Consider the following 17,693-nt stretch of genomic DNA (forward strand, 5'->3'; position numbering starts at 1 on the left):
TTGTTAGACTGGGGATCGATGAAGCTTAGAGATTTAGCCGGTATCCTGCCTGTCGAGGCTTCCTCCGACATCGCGGTGACCGGCATCACCTCGGATTCTCGGCAGGTGCAGCCGGGCGATCTGTTCTTTGCCCTTGTCGGTACAAAAGCGGACGGTTCAGCCTATGCCGTTGACGCGGCAAAACGCGGCGCAAGCGCAATCGTCGCCGCAAAAGGCGCGGCCATAGCCGGCCTCGGCGTTTCTGTATTTTTCGCTGACGATCCCCGGCACGCATTAGCGCTCGCAGCGGCGCGCTTCTTCGGTCGCCAGCCGGAGACGATGGTCGCCGTCACCGGCACCAGCGGCAAGACTTCGGTGGCGGCGTTCACGCGTCAGATCTGGGAGCATGCCGGCTTCGCCGCGGCATCGATCGGAACCACCGGCGTGGTTGCGCCCGGCCGCAATGAGTATGGCTCGTTGACGACGCCGGATCCGGTTGAGCTGCACAAGCTGCTCAAGGAGCTTGCCGACGCTGGCGTCACGCATGCCTCGATGGAAGCCTCCAGCCATGGCCTCGACCAGCGCCGCCTGGACGGCGTCCGGCTATCGGCAGGCGCCTTCACCAATCTGGGTCGCGACCACATGGACTATCATCCTACGGTCGAGGAGTACCACAAGGCCAAGCTGCGCCTGTTCGATTCACTTCTGCCCAAAGGCTCACCGGCGGTGATCTTCGCCGACGATCCGTGGTCGGAGCCGACCATCGTTGCCGCCAAGGCCGCGGGACTTTCGGTGCTGACCGTTGGCCGCCATGGCAAATTCCTTGAACTCAAGCGCGTCGAGCATGAGCGCCATCGCCAGCGTGCGGAAATCATGGCCGATGGCGCCATCTACGAGATCGACCTGCCGTTGGCAGGCGACTTCCAGATTTACAATGCCCTGGTTTCAGCGGGTCTGGCTATTGCCACTGGAACACCTGCCGCCAAGGCTTTGCCTGCACTGGAGAAATTGAAAGGCGCGCCAGGCCGGCTCGATCTCGTCGGTACGACGGGTGCCGGTGCTCCGGTCTATGTCGACTATGCCCACAAGCCGGACGCACTGGAAAATGTGCTGGCTTCCGTGCGCCCGTTCACGACGGGTCGCGTTCTGGTGGTGTTCGGCTGCGGTGGCGACCGTGACCGCGGCAAGCGTCCGATCATGGGCGAGATCGCCACGCGGCTGGCCGACGTGGTCATTGTCACGGATGACAACCCGCGCTCGGAAGTGCCGGAGGAGATCCGCGCCGCCATTCTTGCCGCGGCGCCCGGTGCCATCGAGATTGGTGACCGCCGTCAGGCCATTCATGAAGCGGTTGGCATGCTCCATGCCGGCGACACTCTCATCGTGGCTGGCAAGGGCCACGAAGAAGGGCAGACGGTTGGCTCGCAGACGCTTCCATTCTCCGACCATGAAGAAGTGCGTGTCGCGCTCCGGGAGCGCGCCGCATGAATCATCTCTGGACCGCCGAAGCTCTCGTCGCAGCCGTTGACGGTCGTCCGATCGGCAGCATGCCCGAGGGCATCAGCGGCATCTCCATCGACAGCCGCAGCCTGCAGCCGGGCGAAGCCTTCTTCGCCATCAAGGGCGACACCATGGACGGGCACGACTTTGCCACGGCCGCCATCAAGGCGGGGGCAGGCGTGCTGGTGGTCGCGGAAGGCAAGTTGCCGGCGCTCGGCCGGCTGACCGCGCCCATGATCGTCGTACCCGACGTGCTTGCCGCCTTGGAAAAGCTGGGGATCGCCTCGCGAGCCCGTTCCCGGGCGCGGATCATTGCCGTGACCGGTTCGGTCGGCAAGACCTCGACCAAGGAGGCGTTGCGCCATGTGCTTTCCACCGTTGGCAAGGTGCATGCCTCGGCTGCCTCGTTCAACAACCACTGGGGAGTGCCGCTGACCTTGGCGCGCATGCCGCAGGACACGGACTACGGCGTGTTCGAAATCGGCATGAACCATCCGGACGAAATCCGTCCGCTGGTGAAGATGGTGCGCCCTCATGTTGCGATCATCACCGTGATTGCTGCTGCCCATCTCGGCTTCTTCCGCAATCTTGATGAGATCGCCCGCGCCAAGGCGGAGATTTTCGAGGGACTGGAGCCCGAGGGCGCTGCACTGCTCAACCGCGACGATCCGCGTTCGACATTGCTCGCCAAGCTGGCGCGGCAAGTGGGCGTTGCCCACGTCTTCGGCTTTGGTGAAGCACAGCGCTCGACCTATCGCATGATCGACTGTGTGGTTGAGGCCGACCATTCGATCATCACCGTCAAGATTGCCGGCAAGGAGCTGGTTGCGCGTGTCGGAGCCCCGGGTCGCCACATTGCGCAGAATGCGCTTGCGGTGCTCGGCGCTGCTCATCTGGTTGGCGCCGAGGTAACGCGGGTGGCCGAAGCGCTCGCCGATCTTTCGGCCGAGCCCGGACGTGGCGCACGCCACGTGCTGTCACTGTCGGATGGCCCGTTCACATTGATCGATGAAAGTTATAACGCCAATCCGACCTCGATGCAGGTGGCGCTGACGTTGCTCAGGGATACACCGGTCGCCGAAGGGGGGCGCCGTGTCGCTGTGCTGGGTGACATGCTCGAACTTGGAACACAGTCGCAGAAGCTGCATGCGGGGCTCGCCGAGCTGGTCGTGGATTCGGGAGCGGACATGGTGCTGCTGGCCGGACCCGAGATGCAGGCGCTGGCCGATGCGCTTCCAGATGGCACCAATGTTACCTACCAGCCGACGACCGAGGCTTTGAAGCCCTTGCTGCTCGGCGCCTTGCGGCCGGGCGATGTGGTGATGGTCAAATCATCCAAGGGCATTGGCTTTGCCAAGCTGGTCGATACGCTGATCAAGACATTCCCGGCGCACACCGCCGAAACGAGAATTTGAAGGGTCCGGGGGACGAAAACGCATGTTCTGGCTTCTCGTCGACTTTGCCGACCACGTGACGGTCTTCAATGTCTTCCGCTACATCACCTTCCGCACCGGCGGCGCGTTGATCACAGCGGCACTGATCGTGTTCATCTTCGGACCGACGATCATCAATTCGCTGCGGGTGCGCCAGGGCAAGGGGCAGCCGATCCGCGCGGACGGACCGCAGACACATTTCAAGAAGGCAGGCACGCCGACCATGGGCGGCCTGATGATCCTCACCGGCATCATCGGTTCGTCGCTGCTGTGGGCAAACCTTACCAGCATCTATGTCTGGGTGGTGCTGTTCGTGACACTGGGTTTTGGCGCCATCGGCTTCTATGACGACTACCTGAAAGTAACCAAGCAGTCGCATCTCGGTTTTTCCGGCAAGGCACGCCTGGCGCTCGAGTTCATCATCGCCGGCATCGCTGCCTGGATCATCATGCGCAGCGGCCAGCCGCCATTCTCCTCCTCGCTGACCTTTCCATTCTTCAAGGAACTGATCATCAACCTCGGTTTCTTCTTCATCCCCTTCGCTGCATTCGTGGTGGTGGGTGCGGGAAATGCGGTGAACCTGACCGACGGCCTGGACGGGCTTGCGATCGTGCCGATCATGATCGCGGCGGCTTCCTTCGGTGTCATCGCCTACCTGTCCGGCAATGCGGTCTTTGCCGAATATCTGCAGATCCACTTCGTGCCTGGCACGGGTGAACTGGCGGTGATCCTCGGCGCGGTCATCGGTGCCGGCCTTGGCTTCCTGTGGTTCAATGCGCCGCCGGCAGCCATTTTCATGGGTGATACCGGTTCTCTGGCGCTCGGCGGTCTCATCGGCACGGTGGCGGTTGCGGTCAAGCATGAGATCGTCATGGCCATCATCGGCGGGCTGTTCGTGCTCGAGATCCTGTCCGTCATCATCCAGGTCGGCTACTTCAAGATGACCGGCAAGCGGGTGTTCCTGATGGCGCCGATCCATCACCATTTCGAAAAGCTCGGCTGGACCGAAAGCCAGGTCGTCATCCGGTTCTGGATCATCGCCGTCATCTTGGCGCTGATCGGGCTTTCCACCCTCAAACTGCGATAGGAACTGCATGATCCCGGCAACTTCCTTTGCGGGCAAACGGGTTTCACTGTTCGGGCTCGGTGGCTCGGGGATCGCTACCGCGCGCGCGCTGATCGAGGGCGGGGCAGACGTTCTGGCCTGGGACGACAATCCCGAGAGCGTGGCCAAGGCCGTCGAGCAGGGGATTGCGACGGCTGATCTGCGCGGCGCCGATTGGGCTGGCTTTTCCTCTTTCGTGCTTTCACCCGGTGTGCCTTTGACCCATCCCAAGCCGCATTGGTCGGTGGAGCTGGCGCGTGCCGCCGGTGTCGAAGTGATCGGTGATGTCGAGCTGTTTGCACGCGAGCGCAACAGGCTGCAGGCTGATGCGCCCTTCATCGCCATCACTGGTACCAACGGTAAGTCGACAACGACGGCGCTGACCGCGCACATCCTGCAGTCGGCCGGTCGCGACACGCAGATGGGCGGCAATATCGGCCGCGCTGTCATGACGCTCGACCCGCCGGTATCCGGTCGCCACTATGTCGTCGAGTGTTCGTCCTATCAGATCGACCTGGCGCCCTCGATCAATCCGACCGCCGGCGTGCTCCTCAACCTGACACCGGATCATCTCGACCGGCACGGCACCATGCAGCATTATGCCTCGATCAAGGAGCGGCTGGTGGCCGGTAGCGACACCGCCATCATTGGTGTCGACGACAGCTTCTGCGTGCAGATCGCCGATCGGCTGGAACGCGCCGGCAAGGATGTCATCCGTATCTCCAAGCGACTGCCGCTGACCGACGGCTATTTCGCCGACGGCACCAACCTGATGGAGGCCGTGCACGGTCGTTACAGCCGCATCGGGTTTCTGGAAGGCATCGGCTCGCTGCGCGGGCAGCACAATGCGCAGAACGCGCTGGCGGCGGTAACGGCTTGCCTGAAGGTCGGGCTGGATCTTGGAGAAATCCAATCGGGGTTGGAGAGCTTTCCCGGCCTGGCGCATCGCATGGAGCAGGTTGGCCGCAAGGACCATGTGCTGTTCATCAACGATTCCAAGGCGACCAACGCCGATGCGGCCGCACCGGCGCTTTCCGCCTTTTCTCGCATCTACTGGATCGCCGGTGGTCTGCCCAAGGAAGGTGGCATCGAACCGTTGCGTGGCTTCTTTCCGCGCATCGCCAAGGCCTATCTGATCGGCGAAGCGGCGCCGGCCTTTTCGGCAACGCTCGGCGAGGCGGTGCCTTACGAGATCGCGGGTACATTGGCTGCCGCCGTCGAGCGCGCTGCCGCCGAGGCAGCGCGGGATGAGAGCGGCGAGGCTGTTGTGCTTCTGTCGCCGGCCTGCGCCAGCTTCGATCAATTCAAGAATTTCGAAGTGCGCGGCGAAGCCTTCAGGCAAGCTGTCGCTGCTATTGAAGGCGTGAAACCCATCGGAGGGACACGATAATGGCTGCCAGTCGTCTCGACAAAAGCCCTGTTGCAACCTGGTGGTGGACCATCGATCGATGGTTCCTGGCGGCGTTCCTGCTGTTGATGGGACTGGGCATCGTCCTTTCCTTCGCGGCCAGCCCCGCCGTTGCGCAGCGCATCGGCCTCGGTCCGTTCTATTTCGCGACGCGCCAGATCATCTTCACCGTGCCGGCGCTGTGCGTGATGCTGGGTGTTTCCTTCCTCGAGCCGCGACAGATCCGGCGCATGTCCATCGTCATGCTCTGTATCATGCTGGTGCTGATGGTGGCGGTGCTCTATGTCGGCGTCGAGGTGAAAGGCGCGCGGCGCTGGATCTCGCTTGCCGGTGTTTCCATCCAGCCCTCCGAATTCCTCAAGCCGGCTTTTGTCATCCTCTGTGCCTGGCTCTTTGCCGAACACAAACGTCATCCGGATATTCCAGGCAACGTTCTGGCCATGATCATGCTGGGCCTCGTCGTCGCCTTGCTGCTGGCGCAGCCCGATTTCGGCCAGACCATGCTCGTCACGGGCACCTGGGGCATCATGTTCTTCATGGCCGGTCTGTCGTGGCTGTGGATCGTCGTGCTCGGTGCGCTCGGCATCACCGGCGTGTTTGCCGCCTATACGATACTGCCGCACGTCGCTGGCCGTATCGATCGCTTCCTGACCGGCGAAGGCGACACTTATCAGGTCGACATGGGCAAGGAAGCGCTGATCAACGGCGGCTGGCTCGGCGTTGGGCCGGGCGAGGGCACGGTCAAGCGCGCCATCCCGGACAGTCACGCCGACTTCGTCTTTTCGGTGGCTGGCGAGGAATACGGGTTGATCATGTGTTTCTTCATCATGACCATATTCGCCTTCATCGTCCTGCGCGGCCTCAACACCGCGCTGAAGGAGCATGATGATTTCACCCGCTATGCCATTGGCGGCCTTGTCACCATTTTCGGCCTGCAGTCGACCATCAACATGGCGGTGAACCTGCAGCTGATGCCGGCAAAAGGCATGACGCTGCCTTTCATCTCCTATGGCGGTTCCTCACAGATCGCGATTGCCATCTCGATGGGCATGGTGCTGGCGCTAACCCGCAAGAAGCCAGAGAAGCGCAAGACACTTGGCGGCCTGCAGGGCTACCAGCGTTTCATGCCGGCGGAATGATCGACGCACCGCAATGGCTAAAGGCACTATTCTATTGGCGGCCGGTGGCACCGGCGGGCATCTGTTTCCCGCTGAGGCCCTGGCGCACGAGCTGATCGCGCGGGGCTGGGACGTACACCTGGCGACAGATGACCGCGCCTCGCGCTACGCCAATCATTTCCCGGCGAAAGAGGTGCATACCATTCGCTCCGCGACATTCGGATCGAAGAATCCGATCGCGCTGATCGGAGCCATGTGGCGCATCTGGCAAGGCGTGCGGCAGGCTTCCGGCGTCATCCACCGCATCAAGCCAGCGGTCGTCATGGGGTTCGGTGGCTATCCGACGCTGCCGCCGCTCTACGCAGCCACGCGGCGCAAGGTTATGACCATCATCCACGAGCAGAATGCCGTCATGGGCCGCGCCAACCGTGCTCTTGCCCCTCGGGTCGACGCCATAGCCGGCGGCTTCCTGCCCGAGGACACAAGCGCCGCGGGCGCCAAAACCGTTACCACAGGCAATCCGGTGCGGCCGGCTGTGCTGGAAGCAGCCAGGTCACCATACGTCGCTTCGGCAGGAAGCGACCCGTTCCGGCTGCTGGTGTTCGGTGGTAGTCAGGGCGCGCAGTTCTTCTCCGACGCCGTTCCCTCCGCGGTCGCCCTGCTGTCCGACGCCCAGCGTGCACGGCTCATCGTCACGCAGCAGGCGCGCGCCGACGATGTCGGCCGGGTCAAGGATGTCTACGCCAGGTTGGGCATCGACGCGCAGGTCTCGCCTTTCTTCACCGATATGGCGCAGCGCATGGCAGCCGCTCATCTGGTGATTTCACGTTCCGGCGCCTCGACTGTTTCCGAGATCGCCGTTATCGGGCGGCCGGCCCTGCTGGTTCCTTATCCGCATGCCCTTGATCACGATCAGGCCGCGAATGCTGCGGCCCTTGCGGCCGCCGGTGGCGGCGAGGTGCATCCGCAGTCGACGCTCACTCCCGAAACGGTCGCGAGTTCTCATAAGCGCGGCAATGGAAGAACCTGAACGTCTCGAAACGATGGCCGCGGCCGCGAAGTCGGTCGGCCGTCCGAACGCTGCGCGGTTGCTCGCCGACCTCGCAGAGGCTATTGCGTCGCGCAAGACGATAGAAGAGTTCAGGAAGGAAACCCGCGCATGAAGATGCCGCAGACGATCGGCCTTGTGCATTTCATTGGCATTGGCGGCATCGGTATGAGCGGCATCGCCGAGGTTCTGCATAATCTCGGCTACCGTGTCCAGGGTTCCGACCAGGCCGAAAGCGCCAATGTCCAGCGCCTGCGTGACAAAGGCATCGAGTGTTTCGTCGGTCACAAGGCAGAGAACCTTGGCGAGGCTGAGGTGGTGGTGGTTTCTACCGCCATCAAGAAGGTCAATCCTGAACTGAGAGCCGCACGCGAAAGGAACCTGCCGGTTGTTCGTCGTGCCGAAATGCTGGCGGAGCTGATGCGTTTCCGCCAGGCCGTCGCGATCGGCGGCACACACGGTAAGACGACGACGACTTCGATGGTGGCGACGCTGCTGGAGGCCGGTGGTCTCGATCCTACCGTCATCAATGGCGGCATCATCAATGCCTATGGCACCAATGCCCGCATGGGCGACGGCGAGTGGATGGTGGTGGAGGCCGATGAAAGCGACGGAACCTTCCTGAAATTGCCTGCCGATATCGCGGTCGTGACCAACATCGATCCCGAACATCTCGACCATTACGGTTCCTTCGACAAGGTGCGCGAGGCGTTTCGCCAGTTTGTCGAGAACGTGCCGTTCTACGGTTTCGGCGTGATGTGCACCGACCATCCAGAGGTGCAGGCCCTGGTCGGGCGCATCGAGGATCGTCGCGTCATCACCTATGGCGAGAATACCCAGGCCGACGTGCGTTTCTCCAATCACCGCATGGACGGCGCAGCGTCGGTCTTCGATGTGACCATCCGCAATCGCAAGGGCGGCGGCGAGACGGCGATTGCCGGCCTGCGGCTGCCGATGCCCGGCCGTCACAATGTTTCGAATGCAACGGCCGCGATCGCGGTTGCCAACGAGCTCGGCATCCCCGCGGAAGCGATCAAGAAGGGGCTGTCGGCATTCGGTGGCGTCAAGCGCCGCTTTACCCATACCGGTTCATGGAATGGTGTCGAAGTGTTCGACGACTATGGCCACCATCCGGTCGAGATCAAGGCGGTGCTCAGGGCCGCGCGCGACGCGACCAAGGGCCGCGTGATCGCGATCGCCCAGCCGCACCGTTTCACCCGCCTGCATGATCTGTTCGATGAATTCGCCTCCTGCTTCAACGACGCCGATACTGTGATGGTGGCGCCGGTCTATGCAGCCGGCGAGGACCCGATCGACGGAGCGTCTTCGGATGCGCTCGTGTCTCGCATCCGCTCCGGCGGCCATCGTGACGCCCGCTATATCGAAGGGCCAGGCGACGTTGCGCCGATCGTACGCACGCTGGCAAAGCCAGGCGATTTTGTCGTCTTTCTCGGTGCCGGCAACATCACGCAATGGGCCTACGCGCTGCCGAAGGAACTCGCCGGAGCTGGATCATGACACGCGGCGCGGCGCTGCTGGAGAAACTCGGCGACAGGCTGGCGGATCTGCGTGGTCGCATCACGCCCGATGCCGAGATGGACAAGATCACCTGGTTCCGCGCCGGTGGTCTGGCGGACGCGCTTTTCCAACCAGCCGACGAGGATGACCTCGCAGCTTTCCTGAGAGCCGTGCCGGAAGAGGTTCCGCTCACCATCGTCGGCGTCGGCTCGAACCTCCTGGTACGTGACGGCGGTATCCAGGGCTTCGTGGTGCGGCTTTCGGCCAAGGGGTTCGGTGCGGCTGAAGTGGTCTCACCGACACGGATCCGCGCTGGTGCCGCGATTCCCGACAAGCGGGTCGCGGCCGTGGCGCTCGAGGCAGGCATAGGCGGTTTTCATTTCTATCATGGCATTCCGGGCGCGATCGGCGGTGCGCTGCGCATGAATGCAGGCGCCAACGGCGTCGAAACGCGCGAGCGCGTCGTTGAGGTGAACGCTCTTGACCGCCAGGGCAATGCGCATGTGCTGTCCAATGCCGACATGGGCTACGCCTATCGGCATTCTTCTGCACCGGCAGGCCTGATCTTTACCTCGGCGCTGTTCGAGGGCTATGCCGAAGACCAGGCAGCGATCAAGGCAGCGATGGACGCCGTGCAACACCACCGCGAGACGGTGCAGCCAATTCGCGAGAAGACCGGAGGTTCGACCTTCAAGAATCCGGAAGGCACCTCGGCATGGAAGGAAATCGACATGGCGGGCTGTCGCGGACTGATGGTGGGCGGCGCGCAGATGTCGCCCATGCATTGCAACTTCATGATCAACACCGGTACTGCGACCGGTTATGATCTTGAAAACCTCGGCGAGACCGTGCGCGAGCGCGTGCTGGAGCATTCGGGCATCCGTCTGCATTGGGAAATCAAGCGCATCGGCAACTTCCGGCCCGGTCGCGAAGTGCAGGAATTTCAGGGACAGTTGCTGTAGGCCCCAGCAATCTACAGATGTCGATGCCTTGAACAGCGGATCGCGCTTGCAGTCCGACAAGAAGCATTTTACGTCTATACATAAGCCAAGCTGGACCAGCCGACCCGGGGAGCAATCAAAGAGGCTGGACCAGTGTCGTCGAAGCGCAATCGTGCTTTGACCTGCGTTTTATGGGGGCAATTCCAGCAAAAGTGCGCAGTGGTTTTGTGTCCGGAATTGCGTGAAACAAAAGTTAGAGCGTTTCCACGTTTCCGTAAAAACGGAAACGCTCTAGTGTTGGCCGAGGCCGCAGGGAGGCATCCAATGAAATTGAGAAACGCAACGAAACTGGTCTTAGGTGGCCTTCTGGCCGGCATGATCTCGACGGCGCATGCCGGCGAGACGCTGGACAGGATCATGAAGAACAAGGTTCTGGTCGAAGTCACCGATCAGGCCTACCCGCCTTTCTCCTACATCGACGACAAGGGCGAGGTTGTCGGTTTCGACGTCGACATCGCGCGCGAGGTCGCCAAGCGCCTCGGCGTTGAGCTCAAGGTCGAAACGCCATCTTGGGAAATCATCACGGCCGGTAACTGGAAGGGCCGCTGGGACGTCTGCATCTGCTCGATGTCGCCGACCGCAGAGCGCGCCAAGGTCCTGACTTTCGTCAACGAATATTATGGCGCACCTGCGGTGGTTGCCGTCAATTCCGACAACACCACCATCAAGAGCGTCAAGGACCTCGGCGGCAAGAATGTCGGTACGCAGGGCGGTACGCCTTACGAGAAATACCTGCAGAAGGAACTTGTCATAGAGGTACCGGGGAAGGAGCCGGTGAAGCCGGAATTCCCCTTTGGTGACGTGACGGTCAAGCCTTATGACACCGAGGACTTTGCCTTCCAGGATCTCGGGCTTGGTGACGGCAAGCGTCTCGATGCCGCGGTGGCCGGTTACCTGACGGTCGCAGAGCGCGTCAAGAAGTCGGGGGGCAAGCTCAAGATCGTCGACGACACACTCTTCACCGAGCCGCTCTGGGTGGCCGTAGACAAGGGTGATCCTGAATGGGAAGCCAAGATCAAGGAAATCTTCAAGGCGATGTATGATGACGGCACGCTGAAGACGATTTCCGAGAAGTGGGTCGGCCGCGACATTTCGGCCAAGCAGTAACGGCAGGGGCGGTCGGGCGTGGCGTCAGAGCAAACAACCGGCCAGACACGTGCCGGCGCAGTGGACAGGGCGTTTCGTGTCCGTGTCGGCATCGTCTGGGTTGTGCTGCTGGCCCTGTTCGTCGCCTTCTTCCTGTCCTTCGGGCTCGACCTGCCCTTTATCGTCGACAAGTTCCCGGCGCTGGCTGGCTTCACGCTCAGCCGCGCCGGATTCATCCAGGGCGCGGTTCTCACGCTCTATGTCTGCTTTTTCTCCATTATCGCGTCGGTTATTCTGGGGCTGCTGGCGGCGCTGGGGCGTCTGTCGAAGAGCTCCGTCGCCTACGGAATTTCGACTTTCTACACTTCGTTCTTTCGCGGCACGCCGCTGCTGGTGCAGATTTTCCTGATCTATCTCGGCATCCCGCAGATCGGACCGGTGCCGGCGGCGATCCCATCCGGCATCATCGCGCTTTCACTGAACTACGGCGCCTATCTCAGCGAGATATTTCGCGCGGGGTTGTTATCCGTGCCTGCCGGCCAGCGCGAAGCCGGGCTGGCGCTTGGCCTGCACCCCTGGCAGCTGATGGTGAAGGTGGTGATGCCGCAGGCGATCCGTGTCGCCATCCCACCGACTGGTTCGCAGTTCATTGCGATGCTGAAGGATTCCTCGCTGATCTCGGTGATGGGTGTCACCGAAATCATGTTCGTGGCGCAGTCCTATGGCCGGGCCAGCTATCGCTATATCGAAATGCTGACGACGGCGGCCGCAATCTACTGGTTCCTGTCGATCATGTTCGAACTGGTGCAGGCGCGGCTGGAGAGCCATTTCGGCAAGGGCTACCGCGCCCGCTAGTTCTCCGGTTTCAAATGCTCTTCGGCGTCGTTCTTTGCGAGACCAGCGCAACGAGGATGCTCAGCGAGATACCTGCGGTCGCGATCCAGAGTGCTGATTGCATTCCTGCGGCGGTCGCCTGCTGGGGCGTGGCGCCGCTCAGGCTGCCGACATGGCGGTTTGCGACCGCGATCAGCACGGCAAGGCCAATGGCGTTGCCGACATTGAGAGTGGTTGATGCCATGCCGGAGGCTACGCCCTGTTCTTCGTGGCGCACGCCGGACGCCGCAGCAATCCACATGGCGGTCCAGACGATGCCCTGGCCGATGCCCGAGACGATCAGACCAGGCGCAAGGGCAAGGTAGGTGCCCTCAGGTGTCACTGCCGGCACCATGAGTGCGGTGCCGATGGCACCGATCACCATGCCCCCGATCAGGCTGGAGCGGTTCGAGAGGCGGGTCGACAGACGCGCGCCGAGTTGCGTGCCGGTAGCAATTGCGATCGACGGGACGAGGAAGGCGATGCCGGTTTCCAACGCGGAGTAACCCTGCACATTCTGAAACAGCACGGTGAGGAAATAGGGCAACGTGCCGAAGGTCGCCATGTAGAGGAAGGTGATCGTCATGCCGGCAACCAGGCTGCGGTTGCGTAACAGCCGCAACGGCATCAGCGGGTCTGCGCTTTTCGCTTCGATGGTGGCGAAGGCGATGAGAAGGAGGACCGCGAGTCCCGCGCTCCAGAGGATTGAAAGCGAGAGCCAGCCATATTCCGGCCCCTGCACGAGGGCAAAGACCAGCAAGGTCGCTCCAGCAGTAACAGTGAAGGCGCCGGCAAAGTCGAAACTACGGCGTTCGTGTTGCCTGGGATCACGCGGAATGACGAAAAATGCCGCGATGATGGCAACGCCGGCGAGCAGCACGTTGACATAGAAGACCGACGGCCAGCCGAAGGCGGCGGTGAGGAAACCGCCTGCCAACGAGCCAATGGTCAGGCCACTGGCACCGGCGCCACCCCAGACCGCAAGCGCACGGTTGCGCTCAGGCCCTTCCTCGAACAGCCGATTGACCAGTGAGAGCGTCGCCGGAAACAGAAATGCACCGCCGATGCCCTGTACAGCGCGAGCGGCGATGATGATTTCTGGCGCCCAGGCGAGAGCACCGATCAGCGAGGACAGTGCGTAGAGCCACAAGGCGAAGATGAACATGCGTCGCTGACCGATCAAATCGGCTGCGCGTCCGCCAAACAGCAGGAAGCCGCCGGTGAAGACGGTGTAGACGCTGACCACCCACTGCAGTGTCTGGCTGGAAAAGCCGAGGCCGGCGCCGATCTCCGGCAGTGCAACGAAGACGATGTTGAGATCGAGCGCGATAATCAGCTGCGCGAATGCAAGCAGGGCAAGGGTCGCACCGCGCCGTGCTCCGCTTCGAGCGGTGGAGTTGTGTGTCAGGGCTTCGTTTGACGCACTCATCGGGGACGATCTCCTGTGTCGATTCTTTGTCGATCGACAAATAACGAAAGCTTGCATCGGGATGTCAAGCGAATTATTTGTTGATCGATCAAGAATGGAGAAGATGATGGCGCGCCCTCGGGAATTTGATCGCGATGAAGCGCTTGTGAAGGCGCGCGATGCATTCTGGGCGCGTGGCTATGAAGGCACTTCAATGGCCGACCTCGTTTCGGAACTGGGTATCGCTTCCGCCCGCATCTATGCCGCCTTTGGCTCAAAAGAGGATTTGTTCCGCGAGGCGATCGGGCTCTATGAAGCCAGGGAGGGCGGCTTCGTGGACAGGGTTCTTGCCGAAGAGCCAACGGCACACCTGGCGATCGAACGCATCCTGCGCGAAGCCGTGGAAACCTACACACGGCCCGGCAAGCCCTGGGGCTGCATGGTGGTGACGGCGGCGACAAACTGTGCCGTCGAAAACCGCCGCTTGCAGGACTGGCTGGCGGATCGGCGTCGCCGGCAAACGGCAGCGATTGCCGAGCGCTTGGAGCAGGCGCGCCGCGGCGGCGAGTTCGTCGAAGACACCGACGTGGAGCGTCTCGGCGACTACCTGACGGCAGTCATGCACGGCCTTTCCGTGCAGGCGCGCGATGGTGTCTCCGCCGAGCGGCTGGCAGCGCTTTGCGACTTGTCGTTGCAAACGGTCGCTGGTTTCCTGAAGCCTCGAGCGAGCTGATTTCCGCCAGTTGCAAGAGGCTGGTTTCTGCTGTTGCTCCTGTTGCGCGGAAGCCTGCGGCTGCGTTGCAGAAAAGACTCAAAAGCCGGCTTTCGAAGCGCTTTTTTTCAGAAAGTGAATCCGCTGGAATCATAGGGGCTTGTCAGTGAATCAACTCTCTGATTCTTTGGGGCAACAGCGTTTCCTGATTTGAGTCGTTCGACGCGTGGGGCCGCGTTTCATCTGGGGAAGTCATTCTCCGGACATGTGAGATTCATGTCTGGAAATGGAAGTGTGAACCCGCCGCTAGAGGGATGACGGGGTGATGAAGAAGAAACATGTGGCCGTCCTGCTGGGAGGTTTTTCGTCCGAGCGGCCCGTGTCCTTGTCTTCCGGGAAAGCTTGTGCCGATACGCTTGAGGCGGAGGGTTATCAGGTTACTCGGGTCGATGTCGGGCGCGATGTTTCCTCTGTCCTGGCTGAGCTGAAGCCGGATGTCGTCTTCAATGCCTTGCATGGTCCCTATGGTGAAGACGGTACCATCCAGGGCGTGCTCGAATTCCTTGGGATTCCCTATACACATTCCGGCGTGCTGGCTTCGGCGCTCGCCATGAACAAGGAGCAGGCCAAGAAGGTGGCGAAGACTGTCGGGATCCCGGTTGCTGAATCCCGGGTCATCGACCGTTTCACCATCAAGAGTGAGCATCCGATGAGGCCGCCCTACGTGGTCAAGCCTGTCAATGAGGGCTCCAGCTTTGGTGTGGTTATCGTCAAGGAGGATCAGTCGCATCCGCCGCAGTTGATCTCGTCGCCGGAGTGGAATTATGGCGAGGAGGTCATGGTCGAGCGTTACGTCCATGGGCGCGAATTGACCTGCGCCGTGATGGGTGATGTGGCGCTCGGTGTCTGCGAGATCATTCCGACCGGCCATTCCTTCTACGATTATGATTCAAAATACGTTCCAGGTGGATCAAAACACGAAGTCCCCGCTAAAATTTCACTAAATATTTACCAAAAAATACAGACACTGGCCCTTAAGGCTCACCAAGCGATCGGTTGCCGGGGCGTCTCCCGGTCGGACTTCCGTTACGACGACCGTCATTCCGAAAACGGCGAGGTTGTCTGGCTCGAAATCAACACGCAGCCGGGTATGACGCCGACGTCTTTGGTGCCGGAGATCGCTGCCCAGGCAGGGCATTCGTTCGGCGAGCTGTTGAGTTGGATGGTGGAGGACGCGTCTTGTCGGCGTTGAACTGGGGACAGAGCGGAAGAAAGGGTGCGATGCCGCGCGCCCGCTTCGGTGCGTCCTCGTGGCTCGATCGTTTCGTTCTGCCCAGGATGCTGCGCAAGCCCGTGCGCACGCTCGGTCGGCTCACGCGTGGCGAGTTCGATGCGCCGCCCTTCGCCGCGACTGTGATCAATACCGTGTTTCTTGCCTCCTCCCTGACCTATGGTGCCTATCTCGGCGGGCATCTCGATGGCTTCGTGCAGGATGTGACTGCCCGAACGGGCTTTGCAGTCGATCAGATCAAAGTGGTCGGCAATCGCGAGACGTCGGAAATCGACATTCTCGACAAGCTCGATCTGAACGGCTGGACCTCGCTGGTTGGTTTCAGCGCTGAAGGTGCGCGCGAGCGCATCGCGCTGCTGCCCTGGATCCAGTCGGTGGCGGTGCGCAAGGTTTATCCGCATCTTCTCGAGGTGCGCATAGACGAGCGTCAGGCTTTCGCCATCTGGCAGCGAGGCACGGAACTGTCGGTGATCGAGAAGGATGGTCGTATCATTGCGCCTTACACAGGCGGCGATCAGTCGAAACTGCCGCTGCTGGTCGGGCAGGGCGCGCCAGAACATGCGCCGGCACTGATGGCCAAGGTGGCCGGTTTCCCTGAGCTTGCCTCCAGGGTCCGTGGCTACATCCGTGTCGGTGACCGGCGTTGGGACATCAAGCTGGACAACGGCGTCGTCATCAAGCTGCCAGAGTTCGATGTCGATCAGGCGATGGCCGAGCTCGTGCGCCTTGATCGCGAGAAGGGGTTGCTGTCACGCGACATCGCTTCGATCGACATGCGCCTCTCCGATCGTTTGACGGTGCAGTTGACGCAAGAAGCGACGACCGCGCGTGAGGCGGCGCTGAAGGAACAGGCCAAGATGGCAAAGCGCAAGGCGGGGCAGCAGATATGAGTTGGCTCGGCGGCAACAATGATGGAGCCTCGCGTCGGTCTGGCGTGCTGACGGTTCTTGATGTCGGCTCGAGTAAAGTCTGCTGCGTGGTGGCGAAACTCAAGCCCTGCGAGGAGGGCCACCTGCTGCGTGGCCGCTCGCATCGCATCCAGGTCATCGGCATCGGCCACCAGAAATCGCACGGTGTGAAGTCGGGCGTCGTCATCGATCTCGATCGCGCTGAACACGCCATCCGCCTGGCGGTGGATGCAGCGGAACGCATGGCGGGCCTCACGGTGGACTCGCTGATCGTCAACATGACGGCGGGCCGCCTGAAGAGCGAAAGCTTCAATGCCACCATCAATCTTGGCGGTCATGAAGTCGACGAAAACGACATCAAGCGGGTGCTTGGGGCTGGCGCCAAGCAAGCGCTGAAATCCGAGCGCGAAGTCCTGCATGCCTTGCCTGTGGGCTTTTCGCTCGATGGCGAGCGTGGCGTGCGCGATCCGCGCGGCATGGTCGGCGACACGCTTGGCGTCGACATGCATGTCATGACCGGTGACTCGGCGCCGCTGCGCAATCTGGAACTCGCGATCAACCGCTCGCACCTGTCGGTCGAGCGTCTGATCGCCACGCCCTATGCCGCGGGCCTCGCGGCGCTTGTCGACGACGAACTGGAAATGGGCGCCGCTTGTATCGACATGGGCGGTGGCACCACCACGATCTCCGTCTTCTCGGAAGGCAAGTTCGTCTACGGCGACTCGATCCCCGTCGGGGGCAACCACGTCACGCTCGACCTGGCCAAGGGCCTGTCGACCTCGCTGGACGCAGCGGAGCGACTGAAGGTGATGCATGGCTCGGCCTTGCCCGGCAGCTCGGACGATCGCGATCTCGTCACCATCCAGCCGATCGGCGAGGAGGGCGAGGCACCGCTGCAAATTCCGCGTTCGGTGATGACACGAATCATCCGGGCCCGTATCGAGGAAACCCTGGAGCTGTTGCGCGAGCGGCTGAGCAAATCAGGATACGGCAATGTGGTGGGCAAGCGGGTCGTTCTGACCGGCGGTGCCAGCCAGCTTGCCGGCATGCCGGAAGCAGCCCGTCGTGTGCTGGGACGCAATGTGCGTGTCGGACGCCCGCTTGGCGTTGCGGGGTTGCCGGAAGCGGCGAAGGGACCGGCTTTCTCGACCGCGGTCGGGCTCATGATCTATCCGCAGGTTGCTTCCTTCGAGAGCCATCCTGCCTTTGGAGCTTCCCGTTTCAAGATGACTGGAACAGGGGGAAGACTTCACCGCATGGGTCAGTGGTTGAGAGACAGTTTTTAGTTGAGTTGACGGGGACAGC

At 61.8% G+C, this 17,693-nt stretch carries 14 protein-coding genes and 1 pseudogene; 14 read left to right on the top strand and 1 reads right to left on the bottom strand.

What is annotated here, in order from left to right; genetic code table 11:
- Positions 1–18 precede the first annotated feature (18 nt).
- The 10 genes and pseudogenes from ACFJIU_RS05740 to ACFJIU_RS05785 all read left to right on the top strand — a co-directional run bounded on the left by ACFJIU_RS05740 (position 19) and on the right by ACFJIU_RS05785 (position 12,051).
- On the top strand, positions 19–1,467 hold the full coding sequence (locus tag ACFJIU_RS05740; protein WP_379068558.1) for a UDP-N-acetylmuramoyl-L-alanyl-D-glutamate--2,6-diaminopimelate ligase: 1,449 nt from the start codon (positions 19–21) through the stop codon (positions 1,465–1,467).
- Complete coding sequence (locus ACFJIU_RS05745) at positions 1,464–2,894, top strand: UDP-N-acetylmuramoylalanyl-D-glutamyl-2,6-diaminopimelate--D-alanyl-D-alanine ligase (protein ID WP_379068561.1); 1,431 nt, start codon at positions 1,464–1,466, stop codon at positions 2,892–2,894. The genes ACFJIU_RS05740 and ACFJIU_RS05745 overlap by 4 nt, the downstream gene beginning before the upstream one ends.
- A gap of 22 nt (positions 2,895–2,916) precedes the next feature.
- Complete coding sequence (mraY, locus tag ACFJIU_RS05750) at positions 2,917–3,999, top strand: phospho-N-acetylmuramoyl-pentapeptide-transferase (RefSeq protein ID WP_024923442.1); 1,083 nt, start codon at positions 2,917–2,919, stop codon at positions 3,997–3,999.
- A gap of 7 nt (positions 4,000–4,006) precedes the next feature.
- A complete protein-coding gene (gene murD / locus ACFJIU_RS05755) occupies positions 4,007–5,407 on the top strand; it encodes a UDP-N-acetylmuramoyl-L-alanine--D-glutamate ligase (RefSeq protein ID WP_379068564.1) in 1,401 nt (466 codons plus the stop codon).
- Positions 5,407–6,564 carry a putative lipid II flippase FtsW gene (ftsW, locus tag ACFJIU_RS05760; protein WP_379068567.1) on the top strand — a complete coding sequence of 386 codons (1,158 nt, stop codon included), beginning with the start codon at positions 5,407–5,409 and terminating at the stop codon, positions 6,562–6,564. The genes murD and ftsW overlap by 1 nt, the downstream gene beginning before the upstream one ends.
- 13 nt (positions 6,565–6,577) lie before the next feature.
- Positions 6,578–7,706, top strand: a pseudogene (murG, locus tag ACFJIU_RS05765) (undecaprenyldiphospho-muramoylpentapeptide beta-N-acetylglucosaminyltransferase).
- Entirely contained in the window at positions 7,703–9,109 is a 1,407-nt protein-coding gene (gene murC, locus ACFJIU_RS05770) for a UDP-N-acetylmuramate--L-alanine ligase (protein WP_379068570.1), read from the top strand. Before murG ends, murC begins: the two are co-directional and overlap by 4 nt.
- Entirely contained in the window at positions 9,106–10,071 is a 966-nt protein-coding gene (murB, locus tag ACFJIU_RS05775; protein WP_379068572.1) for a UDP-N-acetylmuramate dehydrogenase, read from the top strand. The genes murC and murB overlap by 4 nt, the downstream gene beginning before the upstream one ends.
- A 303-nt stretch (positions 10,072–10,374) precedes the next feature.
- Positions 10,375–11,217, top strand: coding sequence for a transporter substrate-binding domain-containing protein (locus ACFJIU_RS05780; protein WP_379068575.1), 843 nt, complete (start codon positions 10,375–10,377; stop codon positions 11,215–11,217).
- Positions 11,218–11,235: 18 nt separating this feature from the next.
- Positions 11,236–12,051: an amino acid ABC transporter permease gene (locus ACFJIU_RS05785; RefSeq protein WP_379068578.1), complete on the top strand. Its 816-nt coding sequence runs from the start codon at positions 11,236–11,238 to the stop codon at positions 12,049–12,051.
- 10 nt (positions 12,052–12,061) lie between these two features.
- Here ACFJIU_RS05785 and ACFJIU_RS05790 read toward each other — a convergent pair whose 3' ends face one another.
- A complete protein-coding gene (locus tag ACFJIU_RS05790; protein WP_379068581.1) occupies positions 12,062–13,498 on the bottom strand; it encodes an MFS transporter in 1,437 nt (478 codons plus the stop codon).
- A gap of 103 nt (positions 13,499–13,601) precedes the next feature.
- Between ACFJIU_RS05790 and ACFJIU_RS05795 the strand changes: the two genes are divergently transcribed.
- From ACFJIU_RS05795 to ftsA, 4 genes are all read left to right on the top strand, one after another.
- On the top strand, positions 13,602–14,210 hold the full coding sequence (locus ACFJIU_RS05795; RefSeq protein ID WP_379068584.1) for a TetR/AcrR family transcriptional regulator: 609 nt from the start codon (positions 13,602–13,604) through the stop codon (positions 14,208–14,210).
- 304 nt (positions 14,211–14,514) lie between these two features.
- Positions 14,515–15,441, top strand: a complete 927-nt coding sequence (locus ACFJIU_RS05800; RefSeq protein WP_379068587.1) for a D-alanine--D-alanine ligase — start codon at positions 14,515–14,517, stop codon at positions 15,439–15,441.
- The gene (locus tag ACFJIU_RS05805; protein ID WP_379068590.1) at positions 15,429–16,370 is read left to right on the top strand and encodes a cell division protein FtsQ/DivIB; all 942 of its coding nucleotides are present in this window, start codon (positions 15,429–15,431) and stop codon (positions 16,368–16,370) included. The genes ACFJIU_RS05800 and ACFJIU_RS05805 overlap by 13 nt, the downstream gene beginning before the upstream one ends.
- Positions 16,367–17,674 (top strand): cell division protein FtsA, encoded by a 1,308-nt coding sequence (gene ftsA, locus ACFJIU_RS05810; RefSeq protein ID WP_379068593.1) that lies wholly within the window; start codon positions 16,367–16,369, stop codon positions 17,672–17,674. The genes ACFJIU_RS05805 and ftsA overlap by 4 nt, the downstream gene beginning before the upstream one ends.
- The last annotated feature ends 19 nt before the right edge of the window (positions 17,675–17,693 follow it).

The sequence above is a fragment of the Mesorhizobium sp. UC74_2 genome (genome assembly GCF_042701485.1).
Lineage (GTDB): Bacteria > Pseudomonadota > Alphaproteobacteria > Rhizobiales > Rhizobiaceae > Mesorhizobium.

Coding starts and splice junctions, on each gene's coding strand:
- ACFJIU_RS05740 (WP_379068558.1), top strand. CDS start 19: ATGAAGCTTAGAGATTTAGCCGGTATCCTGCCTGTCGAGGCTTCCTCC.
- ACFJIU_RS05745 (WP_379068561.1), top strand. CDS start 1,464: ATGAATCATCTCTGGACCGCCGAAGCTCTCGTCGCAGCCGTTGACGGT.
- mraY (WP_024923442.1), top strand. CDS start 2,917: ATGTTCTGGCTTCTCGTCGACTTTGCCGACCACGTGACGGTCTTCAAT.
- murD (WP_379068564.1), top strand. CDS start 4,007: ATGATCCCGGCAACTTCCTTTGCGGGCAAACGGGTTTCACTGTTCGGG.
- ftsW (WP_379068567.1), top strand. CDS start 5,407: ATGGCTGCCAGTCGTCTCGACAAAAGCCCTGTTGCAACCTGGTGGTGG.
- murC (WP_379068570.1), top strand. CDS start 7,703: ATGAAGATGCCGCAGACGATCGGCCTTGTGCATTTCATTGGCATTGGC.
- murB (WP_379068572.1), top strand. CDS start 9,106: ATGACACGCGGCGCGGCGCTGCTGGAGAAACTCGGCGACAGGCTGGCG.
- ACFJIU_RS05780 (WP_379068575.1), top strand. CDS start 10,375: ATGAAATTGAGAAACGCAACGAAACTGGTCTTAGGTGGCCTTCTGGCC.
- ACFJIU_RS05790 (WP_379068581.1), bottom strand. CDS start 13,498: ATGAGTGCGTCAAACGAAGCCCTGACACACAACTCCACCGCTCGAAGC.
- ACFJIU_RS05795 (WP_379068584.1), top strand. CDS start 13,602: ATGATGGCGCGCCCTCGGGAATTTGATCGCGATGAAGCGCTTGTGAAG.
- ACFJIU_RS05800 (WP_379068587.1), top strand. CDS start 14,515: ATGAAGAAGAAACATGTGGCCGTCCTGCTGGGAGGTTTTTCGTCCGAG.
- ftsA (WP_379068593.1), top strand. CDS start 16,367: ATGAGTTGGCTCGGCGGCAACAATGATGGAGCCTCGCGTCGGTCTGGC.